The organism is Candidatus Saccharimonadia bacterium, assembly GCA_035544015.1.
GTDB lineage: Bacteria > Patescibacteriota > Saccharimonadia > UBA4664 > UBA4664 > UBA5169.
This window is the reverse complement of record DATKIP010000113.1, coordinates 40,242-61,490: the sequence shown is the minus strand read 5'-3', so window position 1 is coordinate 61,490 and position 21,249 is coordinate 40,242. Positions and strand designations below refer to the sequence as shown.

36 protein-coding genes and 5 tRNA genes are annotated in these 21,249 nt (G+C 64.7%); 29 read left to right on the top strand and 12 right to left on the bottom strand.

What is annotated here, in order from left to right; genetic code table 11:
* Positions 1–1,148: hypothetical protein (locus VMT30_09555; protein HVQ45171.1), on the top strand; the 1,148-nt coding region annotated here is incomplete at its 5' end.
* 10 nt (positions 1,149–1,158) lie between these two features.
* Here the strand turns inward: VMT30_09555 and VMT30_09550 are convergent.
* Positions 1,159–1,632: an AP2 domain-containing protein gene (locus tag VMT30_09550; GenBank protein ID HVQ45170.1), complete on the bottom strand. Its 474-nt coding sequence runs from the start codon at positions 1,630–1,632 to the stop codon at positions 1,159–1,161.
* Between the two features lie 92 nt (positions 1,633–1,724).
* Here VMT30_09550 and VMT30_09545 point away from each other — a divergent pair, with 92 nt between their 5' ends.
* The 10 genes from VMT30_09545 (at position 1,725) to VMT30_09500 (ending at position 8,516) form a co-directional block, all read left to right on the top strand.
* Positions 1,725–2,747, top strand: a complete 1,023-nt coding sequence (locus tag VMT30_09545) for a hypothetical protein (GenBank protein ID HVQ45169.1) — start codon at positions 1,725–1,727, stop codon at positions 2,745–2,747.
* 1 nt (position 2,748) lies between these two features.
* On the top strand, positions 2,749–2,943 hold the full coding sequence (locus VMT30_09540) for a hypothetical protein (protein ID HVQ45168.1): 195 nt from the start codon (positions 2,749–2,751) through the stop codon (positions 2,941–2,943).
* Positions 2,930–3,760 carry a hypothetical protein gene (locus tag VMT30_09535; GenBank protein ID HVQ45167.1) on the top strand — a complete coding sequence of 277 codons (831 nt, stop codon included), beginning with the start codon at positions 2,930–2,932 and terminating at the stop codon, positions 3,758–3,760. The genes VMT30_09540 and VMT30_09535 overlap by 14 nt, the downstream gene beginning before the upstream one ends.
* On the top strand, positions 3,757–3,945 hold the full coding sequence (locus VMT30_09530; protein HVQ45166.1) for a hypothetical protein: 189 nt from the start codon (positions 3,757–3,759) through the stop codon (positions 3,943–3,945). Before VMT30_09535 ends, VMT30_09530 begins: the two co-directional genes overlap by 4 nt.
* Positions 3,945–5,273 carry a hypothetical protein gene (locus tag VMT30_09525; GenBank protein ID HVQ45165.1) on the top strand — a complete coding sequence of 443 codons (1,329 nt, stop codon included), beginning with the start codon at positions 3,945–3,947 and terminating at the stop codon, positions 5,271–5,273. The genes VMT30_09530 and VMT30_09525 overlap by 1 nt, the downstream gene beginning before the upstream one ends.
* A gap of 16 nt (positions 5,274–5,289) precedes the next feature.
* Positions 5,290–5,793 carry a hypothetical protein gene (locus VMT30_09520; GenBank protein ID HVQ45164.1) on the top strand — a complete coding sequence of 168 codons (504 nt, stop codon included), beginning with the start codon at positions 5,290–5,292 and terminating at the stop codon, positions 5,791–5,793.
* A gap of 295 nt (positions 5,794–6,088) precedes the next feature.
* Positions 6,089–6,484 carry a hypothetical protein gene (locus VMT30_09515; protein ID HVQ45163.1) on the top strand — a complete coding sequence of 132 codons (396 nt, stop codon included), beginning with the start codon at positions 6,089–6,091 and terminating at the stop codon, positions 6,482–6,484.
* Between the two features lies 1 nt (position 6,485).
* Positions 6,486–6,986, top strand: coding sequence for a hypothetical protein (locus tag VMT30_09510; protein ID HVQ45162.1), 501 nt, complete (start codon positions 6,486–6,488; stop codon positions 6,984–6,986).
* Entirely contained in the window at positions 6,983–7,321 is a 339-nt protein-coding gene (locus tag VMT30_09505; protein HVQ45161.1) for a hypothetical protein, read from the top strand. Before VMT30_09510 ends, VMT30_09505 begins: the two co-directional genes overlap by 4 nt.
* Entirely contained in the window at positions 7,269–8,516 is a 1,248-nt protein-coding gene (locus VMT30_09500; GenBank protein ID HVQ45160.1) for a glycoside hydrolase family 19 protein, read from the top strand. Before VMT30_09505 ends, VMT30_09500 begins: the two co-directional genes overlap by 53 nt.
* Here the strand turns inward: VMT30_09500 and VMT30_09495 are convergent.
* From VMT30_09495 to VMT30_09455, 9 genes are all read right to left on the bottom strand, one after another.
* Positions 8,513–8,827 carry a hypothetical protein gene (locus tag VMT30_09495; protein ID HVQ45159.1) on the bottom strand — a complete coding sequence of 105 codons (315 nt, stop codon included), beginning with the start codon at positions 8,825–8,827 and terminating at the stop codon, positions 8,513–8,515. The genes VMT30_09500 and VMT30_09495 overlap by 4 nt on opposite strands.
* A 60-nt stretch (positions 8,828–8,887) precedes the next feature.
* A complete protein-coding gene (locus VMT30_09490; GenBank protein HVQ45158.1) occupies positions 8,888–9,109 on the bottom strand; it encodes a hypothetical protein in 222 nt (73 codons plus the stop codon).
* Positions 9,110–9,167: 58 nt separating this feature from the next.
* Positions 9,168–9,533, bottom strand: a complete 366-nt coding sequence (locus VMT30_09485) for a hypothetical protein (protein ID HVQ45157.1) — start codon at positions 9,531–9,533, stop codon at positions 9,168–9,170.
* 222 nt (positions 9,534–9,755) lie between these two features.
* Positions 9,756–9,953, bottom strand: coding sequence for a hypothetical protein (locus tag VMT30_09480; GenBank protein ID HVQ45156.1), 198 nt, complete (start codon positions 9,951–9,953; stop codon positions 9,756–9,758).
* On the bottom strand, positions 9,946–10,293 hold the full coding sequence (locus VMT30_09475; GenBank protein HVQ45155.1) for a hypothetical protein: 348 nt from the start codon (positions 10,291–10,293) through the stop codon (positions 9,946–9,948). The genes VMT30_09480 and VMT30_09475 overlap by 8 nt, the downstream gene beginning before the upstream one ends.
* 38 nt (positions 10,294–10,331) lie before the next feature.
* Positions 10,332–10,526 carry a hypothetical protein gene (locus VMT30_09470; GenBank protein HVQ45154.1) on the bottom strand — a complete coding sequence of 65 codons (195 nt, stop codon included), beginning with the start codon at positions 10,524–10,526 and terminating at the stop codon, positions 10,332–10,334.
* 50 nt (positions 10,527–10,576) lie between these two features.
* On the bottom strand, positions 10,577–10,768 hold the full coding sequence (locus tag VMT30_09465; GenBank protein ID HVQ45153.1) for a hypothetical protein: 192 nt from the start codon (positions 10,766–10,768) through the stop codon (positions 10,577–10,579).
* A 319-nt stretch (positions 10,769–11,087) separates the two neighbouring features.
* The gene (locus VMT30_09460; protein HVQ45152.1) at positions 11,088–11,555 is read right to left on the bottom strand and encodes a hypothetical protein; all 468 of its coding nucleotides are present in this window, start codon (positions 11,553–11,555) and stop codon (positions 11,088–11,090) included.
* Positions 11,555–12,016, bottom strand: a complete 462-nt coding sequence (locus VMT30_09455; protein HVQ45151.1) for an SWIM zinc finger family protein — start codon at positions 12,014–12,016, stop codon at positions 11,555–11,557. Before VMT30_09455 ends, VMT30_09460 begins: the two co-directional genes overlap by 1 nt.
* A 266-nt stretch (positions 12,017–12,282) precedes the next feature.
* Between VMT30_09455 and VMT30_09450 the strand changes: the two genes are divergently transcribed.
* From VMT30_09450 to VMT30_09400, 11 genes are all read left to right on the top strand, one after another.
* Positions 12,283–12,732, top strand: a complete 450-nt coding sequence (locus VMT30_09450; GenBank protein ID HVQ45150.1) for a hypothetical protein — start codon at positions 12,283–12,285, stop codon at positions 12,730–12,732.
* 346 nt (positions 12,733–13,078) lie between these two features.
* Positions 13,079–13,441, top strand: a complete 363-nt coding sequence (locus tag VMT30_09445) for a hypothetical protein (protein HVQ45149.1) — start codon at positions 13,079–13,081, stop codon at positions 13,439–13,441.
* Positions 13,434–13,691: a hypothetical protein gene (locus VMT30_09440; protein ID HVQ45148.1), complete on the top strand. Its 258-nt coding sequence runs from the start codon at positions 13,434–13,436 to the stop codon at positions 13,689–13,691. The genes VMT30_09445 and VMT30_09440 overlap by 8 nt, the downstream gene beginning before the upstream one ends.
* A gap of 366 nt (positions 13,692–14,057) precedes the next feature.
* A tRNA-Ser gene (locus tag VMT30_09435) sits at positions 14,058–14,141 on the top strand.
* A gap of 1 nt (position 14,142) precedes the next feature.
* Positions 14,143–14,217, top strand: a tRNA-Leu gene (locus tag VMT30_09430).
* Between the two features lie 108 nt (positions 14,218–14,325).
* Positions 14,326–14,401 (top strand) — tRNA-Leu (locus tag VMT30_09425).
* A 1-nt stretch (position 14,402) separates the two neighbouring features.
* Positions 14,403–14,474 (top strand) — tRNA-Cys (locus tag VMT30_09420).
* Positions 14,475–14,477: 3 nt separating this feature from the next.
* Positions 14,478–14,562, top strand: a tRNA-Ser gene (locus VMT30_09415).
* Between the two features lie 20 nt (positions 14,563–14,582).
* The gene (locus VMT30_09410) at positions 14,583–15,143 is read left to right on the top strand and encodes a hypothetical protein (protein ID HVQ45147.1); all 561 of its coding nucleotides are present in this window, start codon (positions 14,583–14,585) and stop codon (positions 15,141–15,143) included.
* Positions 15,144–15,202: 59 nt separating this feature from the next.
* On the top strand, positions 15,203–15,514 hold the full coding sequence (locus tag VMT30_09405) for a hypothetical protein (GenBank protein HVQ45146.1): 312 nt from the start codon (positions 15,203–15,205) through the stop codon (positions 15,512–15,514).
* Positions 15,515–15,987: 473 nt separating this feature from the next.
* On the top strand, positions 15,988–16,518 hold the full coding sequence (locus VMT30_09400; protein ID HVQ45145.1) for a hypothetical protein: 531 nt from the start codon (positions 15,988–15,990) through the stop codon (positions 16,516–16,518).
* A gap of 138 nt (positions 16,519–16,656) precedes the next feature.
* On the opposite strand, the gene VMT30_09395 is transcribed toward VMT30_09400, so the two are convergent.
* On the bottom strand, positions 16,657–17,079 hold the full coding sequence (locus VMT30_09395) for a hypothetical protein (GenBank protein ID HVQ45144.1): 423 nt from the start codon (positions 17,077–17,079) through the stop codon (positions 16,657–16,659).
* Positions 17,080–17,120: 41 nt separating this feature from the next.
* Positions 17,121–17,627: a helix-turn-helix transcriptional regulator gene (locus VMT30_09390; protein HVQ45143.1), complete on the bottom strand. Its 507-nt coding sequence runs from the start codon at positions 17,625–17,627 to the stop codon at positions 17,121–17,123.
* A gap of 153 nt (positions 17,628–17,780) precedes the next feature.
* Here VMT30_09390 and VMT30_09385 point away from each other — a divergent pair, with 153 nt between their 5' ends.
* The 7 genes from VMT30_09385 to VMT30_09355 are packed head-to-tail and all read left to right on the top strand — an operon-like array spanning position 17,781 to position 20,966.
* A complete protein-coding gene (locus VMT30_09385) occupies positions 17,781–17,930 on the top strand; it encodes a hypothetical protein (protein HVQ45142.1) in 150 nt (49 codons plus the stop codon).
* A 40-nt stretch (positions 17,931–17,970) separates the two neighbouring features.
* Positions 17,971–18,150 carry a hypothetical protein gene (locus VMT30_09380; GenBank protein HVQ45141.1) on the top strand — a complete coding sequence of 60 codons (180 nt, stop codon included), beginning with the start codon at positions 17,971–17,973 and terminating at the stop codon, positions 18,148–18,150.
* Positions 18,147–19,106: a hypothetical protein gene (locus VMT30_09375; GenBank protein ID HVQ45140.1), complete on the top strand. Its 960-nt coding sequence runs from the start codon at positions 18,147–18,149 to the stop codon at positions 19,104–19,106. Before VMT30_09380 ends, VMT30_09375 begins: the two co-directional genes overlap by 4 nt.
* Positions 19,103–19,639: a hypothetical protein gene (locus VMT30_09370; protein ID HVQ45139.1), complete on the top strand. Its 537-nt coding sequence runs from the start codon at positions 19,103–19,105 to the stop codon at positions 19,637–19,639. The genes VMT30_09375 and VMT30_09370 overlap by 4 nt, the downstream gene beginning before the upstream one ends.
* A 39-nt stretch (positions 19,640–19,678) precedes the next feature.
* Complete coding sequence (locus VMT30_09365) at positions 19,679–19,969, top strand: hypothetical protein (protein ID HVQ45138.1); 291 nt, start codon at positions 19,679–19,681, stop codon at positions 19,967–19,969.
* Positions 19,966–20,358 carry a hypothetical protein gene (locus VMT30_09360; GenBank protein HVQ45137.1) on the top strand — a complete coding sequence of 131 codons (393 nt, stop codon included), beginning with the start codon at positions 19,966–19,968 and terminating at the stop codon, positions 20,356–20,358. The genes VMT30_09365 and VMT30_09360 overlap by 4 nt, the downstream gene beginning before the upstream one ends.
* On the top strand, positions 20,355–20,966 hold the full coding sequence (locus VMT30_09355) for a hypothetical protein (GenBank protein HVQ45136.1): 612 nt from the start codon (positions 20,355–20,357) through the stop codon (positions 20,964–20,966). Before VMT30_09360 ends, VMT30_09355 begins: the two co-directional genes overlap by 4 nt.
* The last annotated feature ends 283 nt before the right edge of the window (positions 20,967–21,249 follow it).

Below are 21,249 nucleotides of genomic sequence, written 5' to 3'. Positions count from 1 at the left end.
CTTACTGGGAAGACGTTGTCAACGCCACGAACGGCGCCAACGCGGTGATCGTCCAGGGGCGAATGTACACCAACGTCCTGTCCGACCTCGACATGCTCCAGGGACTTGACGGTCAACTGAACGACCAGCCGTTCTCAGTCGGTCCGGGCTCGGACCTCCCGAACGAGACCCCCGTCGCTGGCGACGGATCGGCGATCTGCCGGTACAAGGACTGGATCGTCTACTGCCAGTACGACACAGTGCGCCAGACGTCGTACGTCAGTTTCGGGAAGCCCCGCGAGGCTGTGCCAGGGCAACCGGGCATCACCAACTTCGTCTGGCACTCCTGCCCGCTGGTGATCGAGGGCGAGAAGATCACCTGGCTGAAGATGGCCGCTCCCGGCGGCAATCCGAGGATGTGGGTCGGCACCCGGAACGCTGCCGACACGACCACGCACCTGTACTGGATGTCGCTCCCCAGGAACGGCAACATCCTCCAGGAACTGGCCTCCGGCGGCCCGTGGAGAGCCCGTACGGATACCTGCACGCTGTACCTGTCGTCGAATCCCTGGAGCCAGGGTGTGCACGCTCAGAAGGCGGTCCGCCAGGTGGCGGTGGTCTCGGAGTCGTGCTCGGACACGTCGTACCTGACGCCGTACGTCTCGACCGACAAAGAGACCCGGGTACAGCTCGGCGCCACCGTCACCGAGAGCCCGTACACCGAGGCGCGGATCGTCGACGACATCAACGGTCGGCAGGTTGCACCCTCGATCGACTTCCTGGCCGGGTCCGGGACCACGCCGCCGATCTTGCGCGCGTACACGCTGTGGGCGGGGGAGGGCATCAAGGCCAGCACGGTCTACCAAGGCCGGTTCCGCTTCGGGACGGGCATTAAACTCCGCGATAGCACGTACGACACGACCAGTAACCCGCAGGCGACGTGGGAGGTGTTGATCGCGGCGCAAGGGCCGCGCCCGGCCACCATCGTCGACTGGAAAAACACGACGTACACGATCGCGCTGGAGCAGGGCGCGGTCTGGAAAGAGCGCGAGGTCAAGGACAGCGACCACTGGCAGATCGAAGCCACGATCCGGTTCACCGTGCTTGCCCGCGAGCCGGCTTACAACGATGGGAGCGTGTACGACTCGGAGGCGGCTTATGTCGCCTAAGCTGCATAGCCTACCCCATCGCCTTGATTGCGGCGGAGGCCGCCTCCTCTGTATCGAAAGATCCCAGGTGGCGCCTTGCATCGCCTACCCTGACGCGCGCGATCCATTTTCGTTGTCGCTTGTGCCAGTTGACTCCGGGCGTGGCCGACGTTCCTCCGCGAGGGGGGCCATTCTGCGCGTCTTCGCTCTTGCTGACGGCTCTCAGGTTAGCACGACGGTTGTCGAGTTTGTCCCGATTGATGTGATCTCCAACCGGGCCACGGTACTTCGAGAGCCTCGGCAAGTCCAGGATCTCTCGGTGCATGAAGATCTGGCGCCACCCACTGTCACCGAATCGCTCGTTCCTGACAGCGTAGTTGCTGGCAAAGTGCCATTCCCACTGGTTGACGAAGTCAGCATCGTCAGCATCAATCAGGGCGTATGCTCGGACGCTGCCATCCTTGGCGCGGAGCGGGATACGGACGGTGGTATCATCGGACTGCATCGGGTACCTCCAGTACCTTGTGCCACTCCCCCGGCCGCTACCAACGGCGCGGGGGTTTCGCGCGTCAATTATAGCATGGGAGGAACAGTCTAATGGCGACTGTCCGCCCATTGCCCCTCGCGGATACCACGGCCAAAGCAGGCTACGATCAGGTCGATCCACTCGTGATGTGGTTTTTGGGCGGGAACAGCGCGCCGGCAGCCACCGCCACGGGCATCAATGACGATGACCGCTACGGTCTGGACCTTCAGAACAGCGGCATCGGCGCGCTGTCGTTCCGCGCCATCGCCGGGACCAACTTCGGGCGCATTGACGGGACCGGCGTGGCATTCGGCGGGGCGTTCACGCACACCGGGACCGGCGTGTTCACCGGACTACTCGCTGTCAACACACTGACGGTAGCAAGCGGGGTGACCGTCACAACTGGACCCGTGGTCATGGGCGGGTCGGCCACGGTCGCCAATGGATTCACCGTGACGACCGGCGCGGCCTCGCTCGGGGGCAGCCTCAACGTGGTGGGCGCGGCCACGGTCGGGACACTGCGGGTGACGGGGGCGGTGACCGTTGTGGGCGCAGTGACGATGTCCTCAGGCCTGGTGGTCGCGGCGACGGCCACGTTCAGCGGCATCGTGACAATGGCGTCCACCCTTAACGTCAGCGGCGTCGCCACGTTCTTGAGCTCGGCGATAGCGAACACGTTCACTTCGACAGCCATCGCCGGCGCCCCGTTCGTTGCCAATTCAACGGGCGTCGCCACGAGCTTCAACGCCGACATGGTAGACGGACTGCACGCTGACGACTTCGTGGTCACCGGAAACTACACCGGCAACGGCAGCACGACGCGCACGATCACCCTGGGCTTCCAGCCTAAGTATGTGTACATCGCTAGCGTCGGATCGTCGTCTGGCACGCGAGCGACATGTCACCTGTTGAGCGGCAACGGGAGCGACAACATCGGGTTTGCCCGCCTCAGCGGCGTAACCGCGCTCACCTTCCTGGTAGTGCTCGATTCGACTGTTCTCGTGTCGACTGGATTTCAGGTCGAAGGCGGCGCCGGCATCACGGCGATCTCCAATCAGACGAACGATGTGTACCGCTACTCGGCTTGGAGATGACATGAACGAGATCGACATCCTGACGAACGCCGGCCTCTCGCGAACGAACGCCGAGATGGTGGTCGCCCTTTCCACGATGGCAAGCACGCTGGGCCACCAGATCGCCACAGCGAACCAGCAGCCCTCGCCCGAGCCGCCAGCCGTCTCGGGCGACGTGATCCCCCCTGAAGGAGCCGATACCGATGAGCATGCCTAATCTGAATGGCCCCTTCGGGGAGTGGCGCCGTGCATCCGCCGCCGTGGGGAATGCGATCACGGCAGGAGCCACGGCCGCAGCAGCGTTCCAGGCGTTCCCCCCGGGCTCGCAGTACCTGTACATGGAGGGGCGGAACTACGCCGGCACCGCCGCCGTGATCTCGTACGCCCTCAACCCGTGGCTCCGCGTCCTGAAGACCACGGACAACTTCGCGACGGCGACCGGGGTCACCGACTACTCGGCGGTCGCGCAGAACAACAAGGCGACCAACGGCGCGGTCGTGCTGTCGTCGCTCGCCACCACCGGCGCCCTCTGGGTCGGCGCCGAGCTCCCGTTCCGTGGCGTGTTCGCCGACGTGCAGGCGACCAACTCCAACACGTCGACCGCCGTCACGGCGTACTGGTCGGCAACCGGCCCGACGATGGCCACCCTGACCAGCGCAGACGGCACGTTCTCTGGGGTTGCCACCTTCAACGTCGATGGTGGCATCACATGGACCGTCCCCACCGACTGGACGGTCGGCACCCTCAGGACGATCACCGGCGCCGTCAACGCCATCCCGTACTCGGGTGAAAGCCTGTACTGGGTCAAGTTGACAGTGTCAGCCGCGCTGGATGCGTCGACCACGCTTGACCAGGTGCTGGCCATGAACCGCTCCACCAGTTACGCCAGTCTGACGTCGGGTAGGCCGGGCGTCGAGATGATGCTGCCGACCGGAAGTGGCCGCTACGGCTGCGTCGAGGCGGTTACTGATGTCGGGACCGCCAACCTCCTGGTCAACGTGGCAACGATTGGCGGCGGCAGCAAATTCCCATGAGCATCGAGATCGGGCAACGGGAATGGGACGCGCTGGCCGCGCGCTACGGCGCAGTGTCGGCGCAGTTGTTGGTCTACGAGATCCGACTGGCCGAGCGCGACGCTGAGGTTGCGGCGCTCCGACAGCAGCTCGTGGCGTGTGCGGACGAGTTGCACGCGCCGCTTGAGCAGGAAGGGAGCGGCTGATGCCTCTCGTCTCGGTAGCCGCAGGCCAGCCGATCCGATCCACCCATGTCACTCAATTCACACGCTGGGTGACGGCTGCCACGAAGGACCAGTCGGCCACCTTCACCACCACCCACGCCACCGAGTACACGGTCACGATCACCAATGAGGAGACCTCAGCCGGCAACGCCCTCAAAGTGGTCTCGGGCACGTCGACCATCGCGCTATTCAACAAGACCGGCGTGACGCTCGGTGTCCCGGTGGTCGCGACCGGGCTCAGTTTGTTCACGGCGACCGGCCAGACGCTGTACGGCGCGGGCGGGACCGCGAGCGCGCTCTTGAACATCGGGTCGACGTTCCAGAGCATGATCGTCTCGTCAAGTGGCGTGCCGTCCTGGAGTGCATCGCTCCAGTCCTTGCTGGCATCGGCGGGCTCACTGGTGGGGGCGTCGGCCGCCAACACACCGGCCCACATCCCGAAGGGGACGGCCTTCCAGGAATTCGTGATGAATGCCGGCGCCACTGGCCAGACGTGGGCATCAGGTGTGTTAGCGGCGGCGGTCACGGCCGGCTACACATTCTTCGCGACCGGGGCTAACAGCGTGACGGGACTGGCCCCCGGTACTGCCCGGTTCGTGCTCGGGATGAATGCGGGGGCCACGGCGCCAACCTGGCTCGCCTCGCCCCAGTCACTTCTCTCAGCGACTGGTGGGGTTATCACGGCGACGGCCGCCAACACGCCAATCGCGGTCTTTCCCACAACGTCGGGGCAGTATTTTCGATCCAACGCTACCGGCGCCGGGTTCGAGTCGGTGGGAGCATCCAACTCGCTCGATAAGTTAGGGGAGGTTGTGGGCACTGGGTCGTCCGCTGTCCTGGCGCTCTCCGGCATCTCCGGGGCGTACCGCTCATTGTATCTAGAATTGGACGGTGGACGATCGACAGACACGTCCGCTGGTGTGGGCACGCGCCTGACATTTGAGACCAGCCCGACAGTCGGTGCGTACGACTACCAGCGGGTCTATGGATCCGCGACGGTCCCGACCGCTGACGAGAGCATTGGAGCGGTCGACTACATCGCTCTTGGCTCCATGCCGGCTGCTACCAGTACGACCAATCTGATCGGGTCGTTCAGTATCCATTTGCCCGGCTACGCAGGCACCTCAGCATGGAAAAACGTGATCGCGATGTGCGACGGGTCATTCAACCTGGCCTCCGGATCCATTCAGGCGCTCATGACGGTCGGAGTCTGGGAATCCACGGCTGCCATCACGCTGGTTCGCGTGACACTTTCGGCCGGTTTCTGGACAACCACGAGCCGCCTCACTGTCTGGGGACTACCGGCATAGGATTCGGGAGGGCATCGTGCCGACACAGGTCGAGTTCAACTGCACGACCAGGGAGCTAGTCGAGGTCGAGATGACCGGGGCCGAGCTCGCGGCGTTTGATGCACAGCGGGCGATTCCGACCACCGAATACGCCGGCCAGGTCAACCCCATCGGTCGCATCCAGACGGTCGGCACGGTCTCCCAGGAGCTTCTACGCTTTCCACTGATCACCCTGACCGCGTATGGCGCGCTGGTGGAGGTCTACGGGATCGACAGTGGCAACGGCGTCGTCAAGTCGCTCGTCTTTCGATCCGTGTTCAAGCGGCTCTCGAACGGCCCGTCAGCGGTCGGCGCCCGCGTCGATCTCGCCAGCCACCAGGACAGCGGCGCGGCTGCGACGACGGCCGGTGTCGCCAATTGGACGATCGTGCCATCGCTCTCAGGGAACGACGCGGTCATCACGGTGACTGGGGCGACGGGGCGGACGGTTGATTGGTTTGCCTTCGCCGAGGTGCGGCGGTTCCGACCTGGAGGGCTCTAGCGGGCGACGGTCACCAGATACGCCAGGAATCCGAACCCAAGGACGATCCAGATTCCAATCGCCCCCCAGAGGGCGAATGCAATCAGCCGAGCTCGATCCTCCATCTAAAGGCCCTCCAGGGGCGGGAAACATAGCACAGGTACCCCGGCCCCCGAAAGGGCCAGGGCAGTAACGCACTCAGCCGGATCGGGTGGTGGTACACCCGATCCGGAGAGCACCGAACCCTAGCATGAACTAGGAGGACGGCACTTGTATAGAGCGACAACGCGGGGCAAATCGTTCCATCGGGGGCGCCGTGATCGGGTACCTCGTCTGGGCCATCGACATGATTCGAGGCAGTAGCACTAGAGGCCTGGAGCTCCAGAACGGCATGGCGGCGGTGGCTTCGGGAGTCGTGCTGATCCTGCCGGCCAGCACGTTTTCGACCTCTCCGAGCTATCGCCTGTTCGATGCGGCGCCCGAGAGTATCTGGGGGCTGTCGCTACTCGGGGCTGGCGTCGCTCAGATCGCAGCGGCCTTGCACGACACCGTACCGCTGCGACGGATCGCGGCCACCGTCCTGGGGGTGCTGTTCACCGCCCTCGGTCTCGGCATCCTCTGGGCCAACCCACTCTCGGCGGTGGCGCCGATCATGCTCGCGCTCGCTGCCGGCCAGGTGGGGGCGTTTTGGCAGGCGCGATGGGTGCGTTGACGTGGCCGATACCCCCGCATGGAGCGACCCGGCGACGTGGGTCGGCGCTGGCGGCCTCCTGGCCATCGCTGGCAGTTCGGCCAAGGCGCTGCTCGACTGGCGCAAGGACAAGGGCCAACAGCGCGCCACATCCGAGGACATGGTCCGCGACGACCTCCTGGCGACGATCCGTGACCAGCGCGTTGAGCTCGGCCAGATGCGGACTGAGCTTTCAGCAGCACGCATTGAGATGCGCGAGCAGGATGCCAGAAGCCGCGAGGCGGTCCGGGCCTGCGAAGAGCGCGCCGATAAGTTCCTGGAGGAATTACGGAAACTGCATAGCGAGAACGACATGCTCAGAAGTCGTCACCATCGATTTGTGAACTACTTCTCGGTTGTGCGCGAGGAAGTGGATACCGACCGACTAGAACGGGGACTGAAACCACTTCCACTGCCGTCTTGGATCGACGAAACCATCCCTGGTCCGACCGCCCGTATGAAGCCACCGGAGCCGCCAGCATGAGTCAGTCAAAGCTTGACGACCTGTACAACCGCCTAACCAGTCGGAAACTGCTCCTGTGCCTCTTCATGCTGGCGCTGGCCATTGCCGGCTACTGGGGCGGGCACATCACGTGGAGCGAATTCCAAACAGCCGCCCTCGGCGCCGTTGGCATCTATACCGTCGCCGAAGGCGCCTCAGACGCGGTGGGAGCGTGGCGCTCTCAGCCGACCGTGCCGACCGTCGACGAGATCGCGAAAGCGGTGCTCCGCGAGCGCGCGGCCCAGATGCGCCAGCGGTTTCCGGATGCGGTGGACGAGCCCGATGAGCCTCGGTTGCTGGAGGCCAGCCGTGGCTGATCCCTGGCGCTGGTGGGACGCGGCTACGATCGCCCGCATCACTGGCTGCCCCGTGGATGCTGTGACCCACAACTGGCCGCTGATTGTCGATGCCCTGTACGTGCGGGGGATCTACGATCGCGACGTCTGCCTCGGTGTGTTGCCTACGGTCGCCATCGAGACGGCATCGACCTTTGAGCCGATCCACGAGTACGGCACGACGGCTAACTGGGCAGGGTACGAGGGCGGCCCCGACTTCGCCGGCCGAGGCTTCCCGCAACTGACGCACTTGTCGAACTATCGGAACGCGGGTGACGCGCTCGGCATCGACCTCGTCAGCAATCCCGACCTGGCGCTAGACCCGAAAATCAGCGCCAATATCCTAGCCTGGTTCTGGGCCACCAAGGGCGTCCCTGCCAAGAACGGGTCGCACTTCTACACGATGGTGGAGCTCTGCCACGAACACGATTGGAATTGGGTGCGCCGCGTCTTCCAGGGCGGAACGGCTGGGCTCGACCGCCTGATCGCGATGGCCAGCGCCCTCGACGCCTACGCCGCCCCCACGGAGACACCCATGCCCGTCACGTTCAACCCCGACTACCCGGCTGTGCTGCAGAACGACGACTGGTCGTGCGCCCCGACCTCGTTGACGTGGGCGATGCGCGCGCTGGGCCGGACCCCGGCCACCGACTGGATCGAGACCGACATGGTCAATCTGAACATCGTCTCCAAGGAGGTTGGCTTACTCGACCACACTGGCGCCGGCATCGTTACCTGGCTGCAGATCGGCGACCCGAAGCACTACGGCTCGGACGGCTACGGGATCTCTAACAACCAGTGCCCGATCTCCTGGGATCAGCTCATCCCTGAGATCAACGCGCATCCGCCGTATCCGTTGCTGCTGGGACTGCCGGTCTGGGGCGGCGCCGGCCACGGCCACTGGAGCGGCGTGCGGGGCTACGATCCGGCGCGAGACGTCATTCTGCTGGCCAATCCCGCTACCGGTGCGACCTACGGTCAGCCCGAGCTTACGCGCCAGCAGTTCGAGGCCAGGGCTGGCAACAACGCCAGCATTGTTCGGGTGCTGCATCCGGATCTCATCGGCACCCCGATGCCGGCGCCTACTCCAGTCCCGTCATCCTCGATCAGCCGCGCCGATCTCGACGACATCATCAGCCGCCTGACCGTGCTCCGCGACCGGCTGCCCGCCGCCTAACGCTTCCTGTGCCCGATCACCACACGCCAGCCGCGCCGACTCCAGGGTTTGATGCGGGGCAGCACGTACAAGGGCGGGCGATCGGCGGGCCAGAGACCCTGACGACGGAGATTGTCCTCGTAGGTGCGGCCGTAGGCATTCGGATCGTAGCCTAGCTGCTCCAGACCAGACCGCATGATCGGGGGGATGTTGACGTGGGCGCGCCCGGTGAGCAGGTCATGCTGAACGAGGACAGCCGGCGGGAGTCGGTGTGCCGGCGCGCTGTAGAGTCTGGAGATGGCAGTCAGCGCCTCATGGTCCGCAGCGTTCATGATGTCCATTCTACACTTCCCCGCCGCCTGACCCGGGCCCGCGCGCCCGAGATGCCAAGGTCAGCGGTCCTTGTACCATTCGGGGTGCAGCACCTTCAGTAGCTTTTCGCTCAGTTCCGTCCGAACGCGCATCTCCGCGATGTGCTCATCGAAGCCAGCAATGTTCGGCGTAACCGAGAGCACCCCCTTGATCTGCTTGACTGCGGCGATGGTCGCCTCGGCATCGTCATCACGGATATCGTGCTCCAGCACGACGTAGTAGCCGTTGTGTCGGTCAGTCATCCTTCGCTCCTTCCTCCTGAGAGCCCCGCCGCCCGAGCGACGGGCTGGGAGTGGGCGGTCATCCGATAAGGTTACCCGCCTGCGACTCGCGGATCGCCTCCATTGAGCGAGTGATGAGAAGGCGAAGGTACGGGATATCCCCCCGTGTGATTTCAATATGGCCGTAGCTGAGGTGCACAAGGCGCGGGCGAACCAGTAGGACCGTGAAGTCTGCCCGTCCTTCCTCATCGTACTCGTGGTCGCCACCTTCGCAATCACAGGTACGTTCAAAACAGGCTTCGATGTCGTCCAGGCTGGCATACGATCCGTGAACGCCCGACGTTGATCCCAGCACGTAGTTCAATGTATTAGGCCGAGGATCGACACCGAAACTCGTGTGCAGATCTTCAATGCTAGTCACCTGGCCGATACTGTAATGGCCCATCCCTCGCACCTCTCCATGCCCGCCGCTGTCAGGACGGGTCGTCTAGCGTCAGCGTGATGTCCGCATTGACGTATGGACCTGTCCGGCAGCGGCGGCACCGCATGTACGTCAACGCGCCGACTGTGGCCACAGCCTTGAAGTCGTGGCCCTGATCAGGATAGCCGGGACATGTCATCGTCGGCGCCGCCTCGTACCCGCCGCCCGGCCGCTCGTCGTCAGGCATCAGATGCGACCCTCCGTGACGAAGCCGTAGACACTCAGAAGTGTGCCCTTGATCTTCCTGATATCGTTGGGCGTCCAGGTGGACGGATCTCTGTGCGCAATCGTTTCGAGCTCCGGCGCCCACTCGCGCAACATCTCAGCCGCTTGATCGCCGCGTGCCTTCACGGCCATTTCAAGCGCGCTCAACTCATCAGGCATGCTCGTCCCCCGCGCCCCCGTCCCGGGCCGGCTGGGCCAGAGGCACAAGAGCGTCAATCGCGATCCGTAAAACCTGCTGACGGACCTCGACGCTGGCACCGCGCCATGTCTCGTACGGGAAGGCGTCGATCGTGTCCACGATCTTCCCCAGCGCCTTCCTGAGCCGCTCAGCCTCTCCCGCCTCGGGCTGGCACTGGGCCGCCGAGAGGGCGGCATTGGCCAGCCAGCCCTCACGAAACGCCAGTCCTTCCCGCCACGCCTGACGTTCGTCAGTGAGGCCCGCGAGGATCTTGCTCGCCATCCAGGCCTCGTTCATTGCTTGCTCTTCTGAATCGCTCACCGTCAACCTCCCAAGGGTGCCCGCGCGCGGGGCGTCAGTCAGCGAATCGGCACGATGTTGTTCGCAGGGGCGGTGTGCTCCCACGACAACTCAACCGACCCCGTCCAGTCGTTGTCAACCATCACCATGCTGAGCTGCTGGTGAATGTCTTCGCAGATGTTGTCGAGTTCTTCGTCGCCCTGAATCACGACGTCGATCACGACCGTTGCTGTGATCCGTGTTAGTGCCGGCATCGTCTTCTCTCCCTCTCCTCACACCGCCGGCCCGCCAGGGCGGCGGGCGCTCAGAACTCGACCTTGTCGATGTAGCCGCTCAGGTTGAACAGGAAGCTGTTGGCCTCAGCTCTCGTCATATGCTCCACCAGATCAACCCCGGGGTACTCCGGCCCGTATCTGCGCTGAATCATGACGATGGTGTCCTCGGCCGTCTGCTCCAAGCTGTACTCCGCTATCGGGGTGGACGCCTCGACCCTCACGATCCTCTCCTTACTGTTTCAGCTAAGGGGGATTACTTCGGCCTCTCCGCCCTGCCCATTGCCGGGCGGCCACGGCGCGCGGGGTCAGTCGTTTATCGTCGCTCTTCGCTTGCCAGTCATACTGATGCCGTCTCCCTTCCGTCGCCAGTGGCGCAGTTGTCCGTTAGGGTCGCTCGGAGTCGGCTGGCGGTAAGGCTCTTCCTGGCGATGTGCCGCTATCAAGCAGCGCCCTGACCCGTCACAGTTGAAAGGACAGTCGTTCGCTTCCTCCATGCCATCCTCCAGGCTGAACGGCCGCCGGTGCGGCCTGGGCGGGGGGTCAGTTATGCTGACTCAGACTTGCCAGCAGGGCCTTTCGTTCTCGTTCCATCTCGGATGGATCGAGTCCAAAGAACCGAGCTAACTCGTCGTTGATCCACGAGTCAGACTTGTAAAATTGGATGAGCGACCATCGCGCGTGCTGGTAGGTGTGTTCCGGCCTACCTCCCTCCCGAGCCTGCATCGGGCAGGGGCACTCGAATACGTCGATCTCGACCTCGTCATAGCGCGCGCGGCCAATCTCGCCATTGGCGTCCACCGCGTACCTGCTGAAGGGTTTGATCTCGACGTAGGTGCCGTCAGCCTTCTGGCCCCAGGTCTTCGTGCAGGGCAACTGCTCCCACATCCAGCGGGCCAGGACGATTCCTTGCGCGGCCAGGTGCTCCATGACGAACTGGCCAATCTGCTCAGACACGTCCCTGACCGCGAGCGCTCGATCGAGTTGCGGTGTCGCCGGTGAGTGACCCATCAGAACGCCTCCGAATTCATGTGCTCGTGGCAGCCACCGGAGTGGGGCGCGGGATCGTTGTCACACCCGTCCGTCCAGCAACTTGGCCACAACTCTTCGATGGTCGGCCGCGCTTTCGGAGCTTGCTTGCGCGACTCGATCAAGTCAGCCTCCAGCGCCGCAAGCTCGACGGCGATACGATGGCTGCACGGCTTGCCGAAAGACCACGGGCTCTGCCCCCACGGACAAGAGCACCCGCCGGCGTCAGCGCGGACCACGTAAAAGCGACTGCTGCGGCCTGAGATGATCGCCACGTATCGCACGCCGCACTTCCGGAAATACCGCCACTCGTCGCGGTTCTCCAGGTGCACGGTTGCCGATGCCCACTGACTTGCCGATGGCTGGTAGACTGCTGACGCCATTCGGGTTACCTCCGTTTGGTTGGCCCTCACGAGGTGATGACTCGTGGGGGCTTTCTTCATGCCTGAAGTATAGCATAGTTTAGGTGCATATGCTACTATTCAAGTGCAGGTGCGCAAGTTCAGGTGAACCTGACCTACACTACGCGCATGCCGAGAAGGATCGTGGCACTACAAGTTAGACTCCCCGACGATCTCCACGCCGAGATCAAGCAACTGACTGAGGAAGAGGACCGACCACTCAACCGGACCATCATCCGTTTGCTTCGGGCTGGCCTGGAGCACTACCGAGGCGCCTCGTCAGGAGTATCCGATCAGGAGTCGGAAGAATGAGCGAGACGGTCGGCTTCAGCGGCACCCGCTCAGCCGGTCACCGCGATGCTGGGCGGATCGCTGACATCGTGAGCGACCTACCGCCTGATTGCACAGTGGTCACTGGCGGCTGCATCGGCGTGGACATGCTCGTGGCCGTTGCCGCTCACCAGCGCGGACTGAAGGTACACACGGTCCTGCCGGCCGATCGGAGCCGCGTGGGGCGCTTCTGGAGGCAGCACTGCGACATCTTCGAGGAGATGCCGCCAGGCACCGACTACCGGGCACGGAATGAGCGGATCGTGGAGCTGAGCGACCGCCTGATCACCATCCCCGAAGCATCCGAGGACGACCCGCGCTCTCGGCGATCGGGGACGTGGATGACGGTCAGGATTGCACGTCGGGCTGGCAAGCCGGTTCAGGTTGAGTTACTGGACGAGCGCCGCCGCCCAGGGTCGACACCATGACGCGGGGGAGCGGGCGCGTTAGGCCAAAGCTCACCGGCGACGATCTCGTGGCGATCGAGGTTCGGGCACGAACTGTCACCAAAGGGCTCGCGAATCGCCAGCAGCAGATGGCCATCGCCTTTCAGGTCTGCATGCAGGACGTTCCCGATCTCCTGGTTGAGATCAGGCGGTTACGAGCGGAGAGCCGGGCCGCCCGCGATCCCGGGCGCCCGCGTGGCGAGGAAGGGGGCGAGGGGCAGTGAGTCAGACAACGACGTGTGGCTGCAACAGGTACGGCTGTATCTACTGCGAATTGGATCAGGCGCGCGAGGGGATCAGGTATGGCGACATCGTCACGGATCTAGCTGTGAAGGTCGGCGCCGCGTGGGATCGTCTCGCCCGCTGCCAGGACGAGTTCTACCCCGAGTACCCTGGCGCGTGCAGCGAGTATCACGACGAGCTTGACACGGCCGTCCTGGAGTTGATGCGCTTCGCTGATCCTGAACGATGGAACCAGCGGCAGGCCGTGATGCGGGCAGCCTCAGAAGCCGCGATCACCCAGATCTACATGGTCCGCGAAGGCAAGACCGGCTGGTACGTCGTCGCGCCAGATGGGTCGGTCGTCGTGGGGTGTTTGCCGGACGAGGACGCAGCCCGCTCCGTGGCATTCGAGCACAACAAGCGCCGCGCCGCCCAGGTCGAGCAGGGCACGGGGGATGTGGATGGCTGAGCACACCTGTGGCGGCAGGGGCGCGGTCCCCTGCCCGACCTGTACCACACTGGGTGCCCAAGAGGCGTTCGTCGAGCGCTGGCGGGCCGAGCACCCCGACGAGGTCTACGACAGTGGATGGCGGTGTCCGCTCTGTAATGAAGTCGTCCAGGGCCACGAGACATCGCCGTTCTACGGACTGATCGAGTACCACCAGCGCGATCATGGTGAGGCGTGGCAAGCCTACGAACTGGCCGCCGAGCCTCGCTGATCGGCAGCCCGTCCCGCCGGCCGCGCGGCGGGTGGTATGCTCTCAGTGAGCGCGGTACCGCACCCATCGCCAGTCCGGCCGGCTTCGGTGGTGGGGCATAGGGCCCCGCTCACAATTCCCCCGTCTTCCTCGCGAGGCCGGGTGCGGGCGCAAGCCCAGCGAGAGGAGGCCCCGATCTTCACAGGTCGGGGCTCTCTCTTTGTCCACCGCCTATGGCACCCGTTGGCGCGGGCTATGGCGCGGATGGCGCTCGGTGGCGCGGGGGCTGGGCGGGTAAACCGCTGTGAGCGCTCATAAGTAGAGACCGAGAACTGCGGTTCTCGCAAGTGGTCTCAGCCCGTCTCAGTACGGTGCTACAATGGCCGTGGACGGGTTGGTCGTTGGCTGGCCGCACTCTCTCGAAAAGAGCAGGGGCGAGAGTCCCCGCAGGTTCGATTCCTGTCCCGTCCGCGCTCCCGTAGCCCAACTGGTAGGAGGCGCCTGCCTTAGGAGCAGGACAGTGTCCGTTCGAATCGGACCGGGAGTACCGTATCTATCCCAGCGACCCCTGATAACTTCGGGGGAACCGTGAACTGGTGAAGGCAGGGGGGTAGAGCCCAGGATCGCCGGGACCACACTCACGGTGCTCCGGCCAGCACCCGTAGGCCAACGGTAGAGCCGCCGTGCTCAAGACACGAGGGTTGGGGGTTCGAATCCCTCCGGGTGCACCAGGACAGCGTGCCAGAGTGGTTATGGCCCTGACTGCAAATCAGGTGATCGTCGGTTCGATTCCGACCGCTGTCTCTCGGAGCGTATGCCGATCGGCTAAGGCGCCTCACTGCTAATGAGGTAAGGGGGCAACTCCCGCCGGGTTCGACTCCCGGGCGCTCCGCCGCGTATCCTGTCCGTCCGATGTCCGAGACACCGACCGACACATCCGAAGCCGGCGCGTGGCTGCCACTCGCCGACGCGGCCCGCTTCTACCGGGTGACCATCCGTACGCTGGATCGGCGCCGGCTCCCGAAGCGGCATCTGGTCGGCCGCCCCGTCGAGGTCTGGGTCGCCGGCGCCACGTCCGACGACGTCTCAGACGATGCTGAGACGCCCCAGGACATCCCGCCGACCGTCGAGGAGCGGGCCCTTGCCCTGTCCGACAGCGTCTCGGACATCATCAGCCAGCACACCGCTCCGCTCTACGCTCGCATCGAAGTGCTGGCCCGCGAGAATGGCGAATTGGCCGAGCGTCTGAAGGCGTCCGAGACGCAAGCGGACGCCGACCGACAGCGTCTCAGACAGGAAGTATCATCATTGGACGCGACGGCCAGAGTGTTGGCAGAGGATGCAGCACGCGCCGACGACCTGGCCCAGCAACTTGCCGAGAGTCAGGCTATCCTCGCCGCCGAGCGCGCGGCACGGGAGGCGGCCGAGCAGCGGTTGAAGGATCGGCGATGGTGGAACCCGGCGACATGGTAGATCTGGCTTGGAAATCGGTGGCGATCTGCGGTTTAGGGTAGGCAGGAGGATCGATCGCCATGATGAGCTTGTACTTCAAGCCCGAAGAGTTGGCCGCGCTGATGAACCACTGCCTGACCCGGATGGCCCAGATCGACGCCGCGCCAAAGCGAGAGCAGCGACGGCGCAACCTCGAAGAGTTGACGGCGTTCAGTTTCTGGGACTCGCTCTACGTCAAGCTGGAGATGGTATTCAGGGTTCCGGCCTGCGTGTGGTGCGATCCCCGATCCTGGGATCTGGACGAGTCCGACACCATCCCGGATGAGGGCGATCTGCCGCCGCACGAGCATCTCTTCACGCGAGAGATCGGCAGCACGGTTCCGCCGGCCTGACGGGTCGCGCGGGGCCGGCGGCGAGCGTGGTAGAGTTCGGAGTAGCGAGTGGCCACGCGATCATGTCGCGGGCGAGAGTTGACGGCCAAACTGGTGTCGCAAGGTACTGACGCGGCCTATCGCGGAGTAGCCGTCAACGAATCGGCCTACGGTGCCCGGAGCAGCCCGGGAAACACTAAACTCGCTCAGTTCCTAGCGCACTCGTGGACGTGGTACCATGACCGTGTTGGGTGTGCCATGGGCAGAAGTTCAGGCGCCATGAAGCCCCAGGTCTGCTAGCCTGGGGCTTCTTCATGTCCAACGCGGATGCATCGCGCTCAGAATCGTGATCGGGTCGACGTAAAGCGGCCCGGCTTGACATTCCGGGCGCCGGTCCGGATGATCTCCGGCGCGCCTGAAGCGGGCGCAGGAAATGAAGAGCCCCACGTCACTTAGCTTTGGCCGGCGAGTGACGCGGGGCAGGAGAACCTTCGATGCAGAATGTATCAGGGTCCGCCCCGCTGTGTCCAGACCCATTCCCCACCGATTCGCGCTACACCCAGATCCCGAATGGCGTGCACGAACTGGTGGAGAACGCCCGCGAGCTCCAGCTCGTCGTGCACCTGCTCTCGTTCCGCTGGTACCCGTCCTCGCCGATCATCCCGAGCGTCAAGACGCTGGCAAAGGCGATGAAGTGCTCGGCCAGGACCGTCCGGCGCACAGCCGAACGGATTGAGTCTCGCGGGCTCCTACAGCGTCAGGAGCGGCTGGCGTGGGACAAGCGCCAGATGTCGAACGAGTACATCCTGTGCGGCGCGCTGCTGGCGCTGGTGACCGCCGTCGAGGCCAGCCGCGACCAGGAGGCCCGGCCAGAGTGGCAGGGGAGGCGGTCAAACGCGGCCGGCAAAGAAAACTCCCGGAACCAAACCAACAGAACGAGACGGAATGAAAGGCGGTACACACCGCCATCGACGGGCGGAGACTTCCTGATGACGAGGTACGGGCCATTGAAGCCCCGCACCTGACGCCGCAGCCCGGCTTCCGGCCGCGAGGTGCAACACGGGTGAAAAAGACCGAGACGCCGGCAAAACTGGGGATTTCTCCACACGCGCCGCCGAGGGCGTGGCGTTACGATGGAGATACTGGGGGGAGTGCGCTCGTCGTCAGGCTGACGAGGCGATGGCTGGCCGCAGATCCGTCTCCGATGACCCCATAGCGAGGGCCGTGGCCATCGCGCAGACCGGGGCGTAGCAGATACGCACGCCCCGGTCTGGGGTGTGCGCGGTCCGCAAATGGAGCACAACCCTCGCCACGTCTGACGCGCCGATGCGTCGAGCCAGCGTAACCTGATGGCACCGCGCGGTCATCGTGACGGTGCCCACCAGGGCCGGTGGGTAGTCGCAGCGGATCAGGTTGAGCGGGCTGCCGTTGCCGTCATGGCCTCGGCCGATATCAAGAATCGACGAGCTCATCCCACTCCCCCGATCTGCGTTGACCCTGGCTCTCTTCGTAGCCTCCACGGTACTCGTGTGGCGCGAGTGCGTCAACAATGTCGTGACGGATACCACTACGCGTGGTTCCGTCAAGATAGTGCGCCAGCGGGGCTCCGGGCGTTCGTTGCCCGGTGTTATCCCGTGCGCGTAAAGCGGATCTGTGAGCGGTCTTCATCGATCGCCCGTCCGCTCTCTTGGATGAGCATGTCCTGATCGCGCGCAGCAAGGCGACGGAGCGCGTCAACCACGGCCTTCTGGGCGAACTGTGGCGCGCTGACATGCTCTTGATAGGTCTGATCGGCGAATGCCGCGTCGTGCGGCCATACCCGATGTAGCTCGGCCTGGAAATCCCAGGCGGGGTCGTCTGGCATATCGAAGGCGCCCGTCATCTGCGCCGGCTTCGAGGGCTCCAACACGGCATCGAGAAACTCTTGCTCCGAGATACCAAACGCGGCCGCCCACTCCGGCACGCGATCGAAGCGAATCACGGATACGCCGCGCTCATACAGATCGTAGGTCTGTGTCGATCCGAATGAGAGCGCATCAATCAGCACGCCCTTGCTCAGGTCCAGACGCTCCCTGAGCTCTCGCAGGCGCTTGCCCTGCTCTCGCGTGCGATCTGTCGCCGTGACCACTGCCACGTATCTCTCCCTAGGGTTCCTGTTCCAAGTCTATATGACATGACTTGACATCGCTGCAAAGAGTTCCGATAATACAGAAGCCGGTAGGATCTCTACCGAGGATCACGCGGGAGAGATACAATGGCGGGTACTCCGGCACGAGACCGGAAGCCGATGGGGATCGAGCTCGACGTGACCGTGCATGCCGAAGCGGAGCGCATTGCCAGCGTGACCCCCCTCAACAAGTCCGACGTGCTGCGCCTCGCGATCGACGCGGGCCTGCCCATCGTGGCTCGGCGGCTGGCTGCTGAGGCCTCTCGATGACCGCCCCACACGCTGCCGAGCGCCGCTCCGGGAGGCCGCTGTGAACACCAAGGTGATCGCGGAGGCCCGCGCGGAGGCTGAGCGCTTCCTGCGCCGACTGAACGAGATGGACGCCTGCACCAAGCACCGCAGTTCGTACGACGCCTGCCCGTCCCGTGCAGCTGTCAAGCGTGCCTCGCTCGATCTGACGCGGGCACTCGCGAATCTGAGGCGACCATGACCGCCGGGCGCCGCGCCGTGGGCGGTGGGGCGACCGGGCAGCAGCATGTCGCCACGTTCAGCGGCGGCGTTGGTAGTTGGGCGGCCGCACGCCGAGTTGCCGAGCGGCACGGCACCGACAACCTGACACTCCTGTTCACGGACACGCTGATCGAGGACACCGACCTCTACCGCTTCCTGATCGAGGCGGCCTGCAACGTATTCGACGTGCCGGCCCCGGCCGATCTCGTGAAGGCCGCGCTGGCAATGCCCGAGTTTCACGAGGACGAAGCCGGCCGTGTCGCTGCGCTAACCGACCTCCGCGAGCGCACGAAGGAGCGGTTGCCGTTCCTGGCGTGGATCGCCGAGGGCCGCGACCCGTGGACGATCTTCTTCGCCGAGCGGTTCCTCGGTAACTCCAGAGCAGACCCGTGCTCGAAGATCTTGAAGCGGCAAGCCATCGATTGCTGGCTTGCCGCTTCAAGATCTTCGAGCACCACGGCCGTCTACGTCGGGATCGACTGGTCAGAGAAACATCGCTTCACCGGACTCCGTGACCGTCGTCTGGTCGATGGCTGGCGCTACGAAGCGCCGCTCTGTGAGCCGCCATTCCTGACCAAGGTTGACATCTACGGCGCGTTGCGAGCGCACGGCATCCGCCGACCTCGGCTGTACACGCTGGGACTCTCCCACAACAACTGTGGGGGCGGCTGCATCAAGGCTGGTCAGGGCCACTGGGTGCGGGTCTATCACGCGCTGCCGGCGGTGTTCGCGTGGTGGGAAGCCAAGGAGCAGGCGATTCGCGAGTACCTCGGCAAGCCCGTCTCGATCCTGACCGACCGCTCGGGTGACGGCAAGAAGAAGCCGCTGACGCTGGCTGACTTGCGCCAGCGGATCGAACGCGGCGCCCAGGTCGATATGTTCGACGTCGGTGGCTGCGGCTGCTTCTCTGATGATGCACCCGAGGCCGCTTCATGACCCCCGCTGCCCCCGCCCGCACGGGTCGGCCGATGCAGGCCGTCGACCTCGTCTATCGGGATCATCGGTACAGGATCGTTGAGCCGAACCGCGAGAACGGCGCGAGCGTCCGCGCGGCCGGGGATCACGTCATCTGTGCTGGCTGCTTCAAGAAGATCGCCCCGACCACGAAGCGCCTCGCCGATGGCCACGGTCTCGATCCGCACTGCCTCAAGTGCGCCATCAGCACGGGAATGCTGGTCCACATGCCGGCCTGCATCGAGGACGACCAGGCGCAGCTCGAAGAGATCGAGCGCCAGATCCGTGAGCACGCGCAAGGAACCGAGAGCGCCGAATCTCGGGAGCACGACGAAAGGAACGCCGATGCGCGGACCCCCGACCACCGCAGTCCTGATCTTCGATTGCATGCAGATGGTGATGATCCCCGGCTAGTCGGCCCGAACGTCGGCGACCTATGCGAGCGGCGGGGTGCTGACGGTACGGGACTAGCGTCGGCGCCCCGTCTGACATCCGCAGACACGCAGACACCCTGAGCCGTCAGAGCCCAGGGCGTCGAGAGAGGACCGTAGATTGTGACCGACGAACGATCCCCCGCTGAGACCATCGTACCAGACCCGGAAGAGGCGCGGCACTACCCCGCGCTGGGTGCCTTGCGGATTCTCAAGGCGCACCTTGCTAGTTGGTACGACGTCTGGGACCAGGACATCGCGATCGTCGTTACCCTGCCGAATGGCGAGACGATCGATCTGCCGATCGCTGACGACGAGACACGCGACGCCTACCGCCGCAGTTGTGAGCGCGTTGCGGATATGGCCGCGCTGGTCGATGAAGTGAACGCCGCAGCATCGGAGCCACGAGGGTGAGCGCCGAGCGCGTGGGCATGGTCCCTGACTCGGAGCCGCCGGCGCGGGCCATCTGGGGCATCTACATCGGAGCCCCGGCCTACTTCATCGACGGCAAGATGTTCGCCCATACCGTTGGCCCGACCACGGAGCACGTGCTGGTCTACCTGCACGACGATGGCGCTCGCGAGATCACGGGCGAGTTTGTCGCCCCGTCGTTGGCTATCGCGCGGTACTTGATCGAGGAAGAGGCTGCTGCGTGCCTCGCCGAAGAATGTGAGCAAAGCAACCACCTGACGATCACGGGGGCTCGACTCGTTACTGTCGCCCTTCTCGGCGTGGTCTTCGTGGGGTTGCTGCTGCTGCTGATCTTTAGCCCGATGTGGCTACCGCTGGTGGTGCAGCCATGACGCCCGCCCAGGACGCGGCGCGCCTGGCGGGGGCGGTGGTGACTGTCGGGCAGCGCATCTCCGAGCATGGTGCCAAGGTTGCCGCCGGCAAGCTACGCATCACGGTCGCAGCGTATCGCCAGCACGAGGCGAATGGTGAGGCGTGGTGCACAGGACATCAGGACTGGCACAGCCGCACGGCGTTCCACGTACAGGTGAGTCGACCGAATGGCCTCCAGACGCTCTGTCGTCAGGCCAGGAGTGAGCTCGACGCTGAGCGGCGGGTCTACGTGCTGGCCACCGACCACCAGCGGCGCATCGACGGCATCACCTACGCCGGCCCCGCCTTCGCAAGGCGCCGGCACTCTCCTCCGACTCCCGAGGGCGCCGCGTCGGTGACAAGTGTTGGGCCACAGAGTTTGACGATTGGCGAGATTGGGCATGGTCTCGATGACGCCGCCGGCGCTCTATCCCAGCATCTTGTGTCCAGCACCGACGCGGTCCCTTCGGGCCACATCTACCACCCAGCATCCGCCCTGACCGCGCAGCAGTTGCGGCAGGCCGCTGCCACTGCCGATCTGCTCGGCGTCCCCGTGGGCGTGCTTGGGCGGAAGGCGGTGGCATCGTGACGGTACCTACCTGTCGCGCCTGCCCCACGTCGCTCAAGCCGACCCAGGGGGCGTACTGCTCGCTGGCGTGCTGTCGCATGGACAGGCGACCGCTCCCGCGCGCGTGCAGTGCATGCGGCGTCACGTTCTCTCCGCAGCGCACATCGAAGCGCTGCTGCTCGGCAGCCTGCGCCGCTACCTTCGCGGGACGACGACGTCGCCCGTGTCGTGCCTGTGGGGCGGCGTTCATCCCTGAGCCTCGCTGGCGCCGATGCTGCTCGCAGCGTTGCGCGAATGAGCGGAG

Bases quoted from the DNA above. Each gene is read 5' to 3' on its own strand.
- VMT30_09550 (HVQ45170.1), bottom strand. From the start codon at position 1,632: ATGCAGTCCGATGATACCACCGTCCGTATCCCGCTCCGCGCCAAGGAT.
- VMT30_09545 (HVQ45169.1), top strand. From the start codon at position 1,725: ATGGCGACTGTCCGCCCATTGCCCCTCGCGGATACCACGGCCAAAGCA.
- VMT30_09540 (HVQ45168.1), top strand. From the start codon at position 2,749: ATGAACGAGATCGACATCCTGACGAACGCCGGCCTCTCGCGAACGAAC.
- VMT30_09535 (HVQ45167.1), top strand. From the start codon at position 2,930: ATGAGCATGCCTAATCTGAATGGCCCCTTCGGGGAGTGGCGCCGTGCA.
- VMT30_09530 (HVQ45166.1), top strand. From the start codon at position 3,757: ATGAGCATCGAGATCGGGCAACGGGAATGGGACGCGCTGGCCGCGCGC.
- VMT30_09525 (HVQ45165.1), top strand. From the start codon at position 3,945: ATGCCTCTCGTCTCGGTAGCCGCAGGCCAGCCGATCCGATCCACCCAT.
- VMT30_09505 (HVQ45161.1), top strand. From the start codon at position 6,983: ATGAGTCAGTCAAAGCTTGACGACCTGTACAACCGCCTAACCAGTCGG.
- VMT30_09500 (HVQ45160.1), top strand. From the start codon at position 7,269: ATGCGGTGGACGAGCCCGATGAGCCTCGGTTGCTGGAGGCCAGCCGTG.
- VMT30_09495 (HVQ45159.1), bottom strand. From the start codon at position 8,827: ATGAACGCTGCGGACCATGAGGCGCTGACTGCCATCTCCAGACTCTAC.
- VMT30_09490 (HVQ45158.1), bottom strand. From the start codon at position 9,109: ATGACTGACCGACACAACGGCTACTACGTCGTGCTGGAGCACGATATC.
- VMT30_09485 (HVQ45157.1), bottom strand. From the start codon at position 9,533: ATGGGCCATTACAGTATCGGCCAGGTGACTAGCATTGAAGATCTGCAC.
- VMT30_09480 (HVQ45156.1), bottom strand. From the start codon at position 9,953: ATGCCTGATGAGTTGAGCGCGCTTGAAATGGCCGTGAAGGCACGCGGC.
- VMT30_09470 (HVQ45154.1), bottom strand. From the start codon at position 10,526: ATGCCGGCACTAACACGGATCACAGCAACGGTCGTGATCGACGTCGTG.
- VMT30_09460 (HVQ45152.1), bottom strand. From the start codon at position 11,555: ATGGGTCACTCACCGGCGACACCGCAACTCGATCGAGCGCTCGCGGTC.
- VMT30_09455 (HVQ45151.1), bottom strand. From the start codon at position 12,016: ATGAAGAAAGCCCCCACGAGTCATCACCTCGTGAGGGCCAACCAAACG.
- VMT30_09450 (HVQ45150.1), top strand. From the start codon at position 12,283: ATGAGCGAGACGGTCGGCTTCAGCGGCACCCGCTCAGCCGGTCACCGC.
- VMT30_09440 (HVQ45148.1), top strand. From the start codon at position 13,434: ATGGCTGAGCACACCTGTGGCGGCAGGGGCGCGGTCCCCTGCCCGACC.
- VMT30_09410 (HVQ45147.1), top strand. From the start codon at position 14,583: ATGTCCGAGACACCGACCGACACATCCGAAGCCGGCGCGTGGCTGCCA.
- VMT30_09405 (HVQ45146.1), top strand. From the start codon at position 15,203: ATGATGAGCTTGTACTTCAAGCCCGAAGAGTTGGCCGCGCTGATGAAC.
- VMT30_09400 (HVQ45145.1), top strand. From the start codon at position 15,988: ATGCAGAATGTATCAGGGTCCGCCCCGCTGTGTCCAGACCCATTCCCC.
- VMT30_09385 (HVQ45142.1), top strand. From the start codon at position 17,781: ATGGGGATCGAGCTCGACGTGACCGTGCATGCCGAAGCGGAGCGCATT.
- VMT30_09375 (HVQ45140.1), top strand. From the start codon at position 18,147: ATGACCGCCGGGCGCCGCGCCGTGGGCGGTGGGGCGACCGGGCAGCAG.
- VMT30_09370 (HVQ45139.1), top strand. From the start codon at position 19,103: ATGACCCCCGCTGCCCCCGCCCGCACGGGTCGGCCGATGCAGGCCGTC.
- VMT30_09355 (HVQ45136.1), top strand. From the start codon at position 20,355: ATGACGCCCGCCCAGGACGCGGCGCGCCTGGCGGGGGCGGTGGTGACT.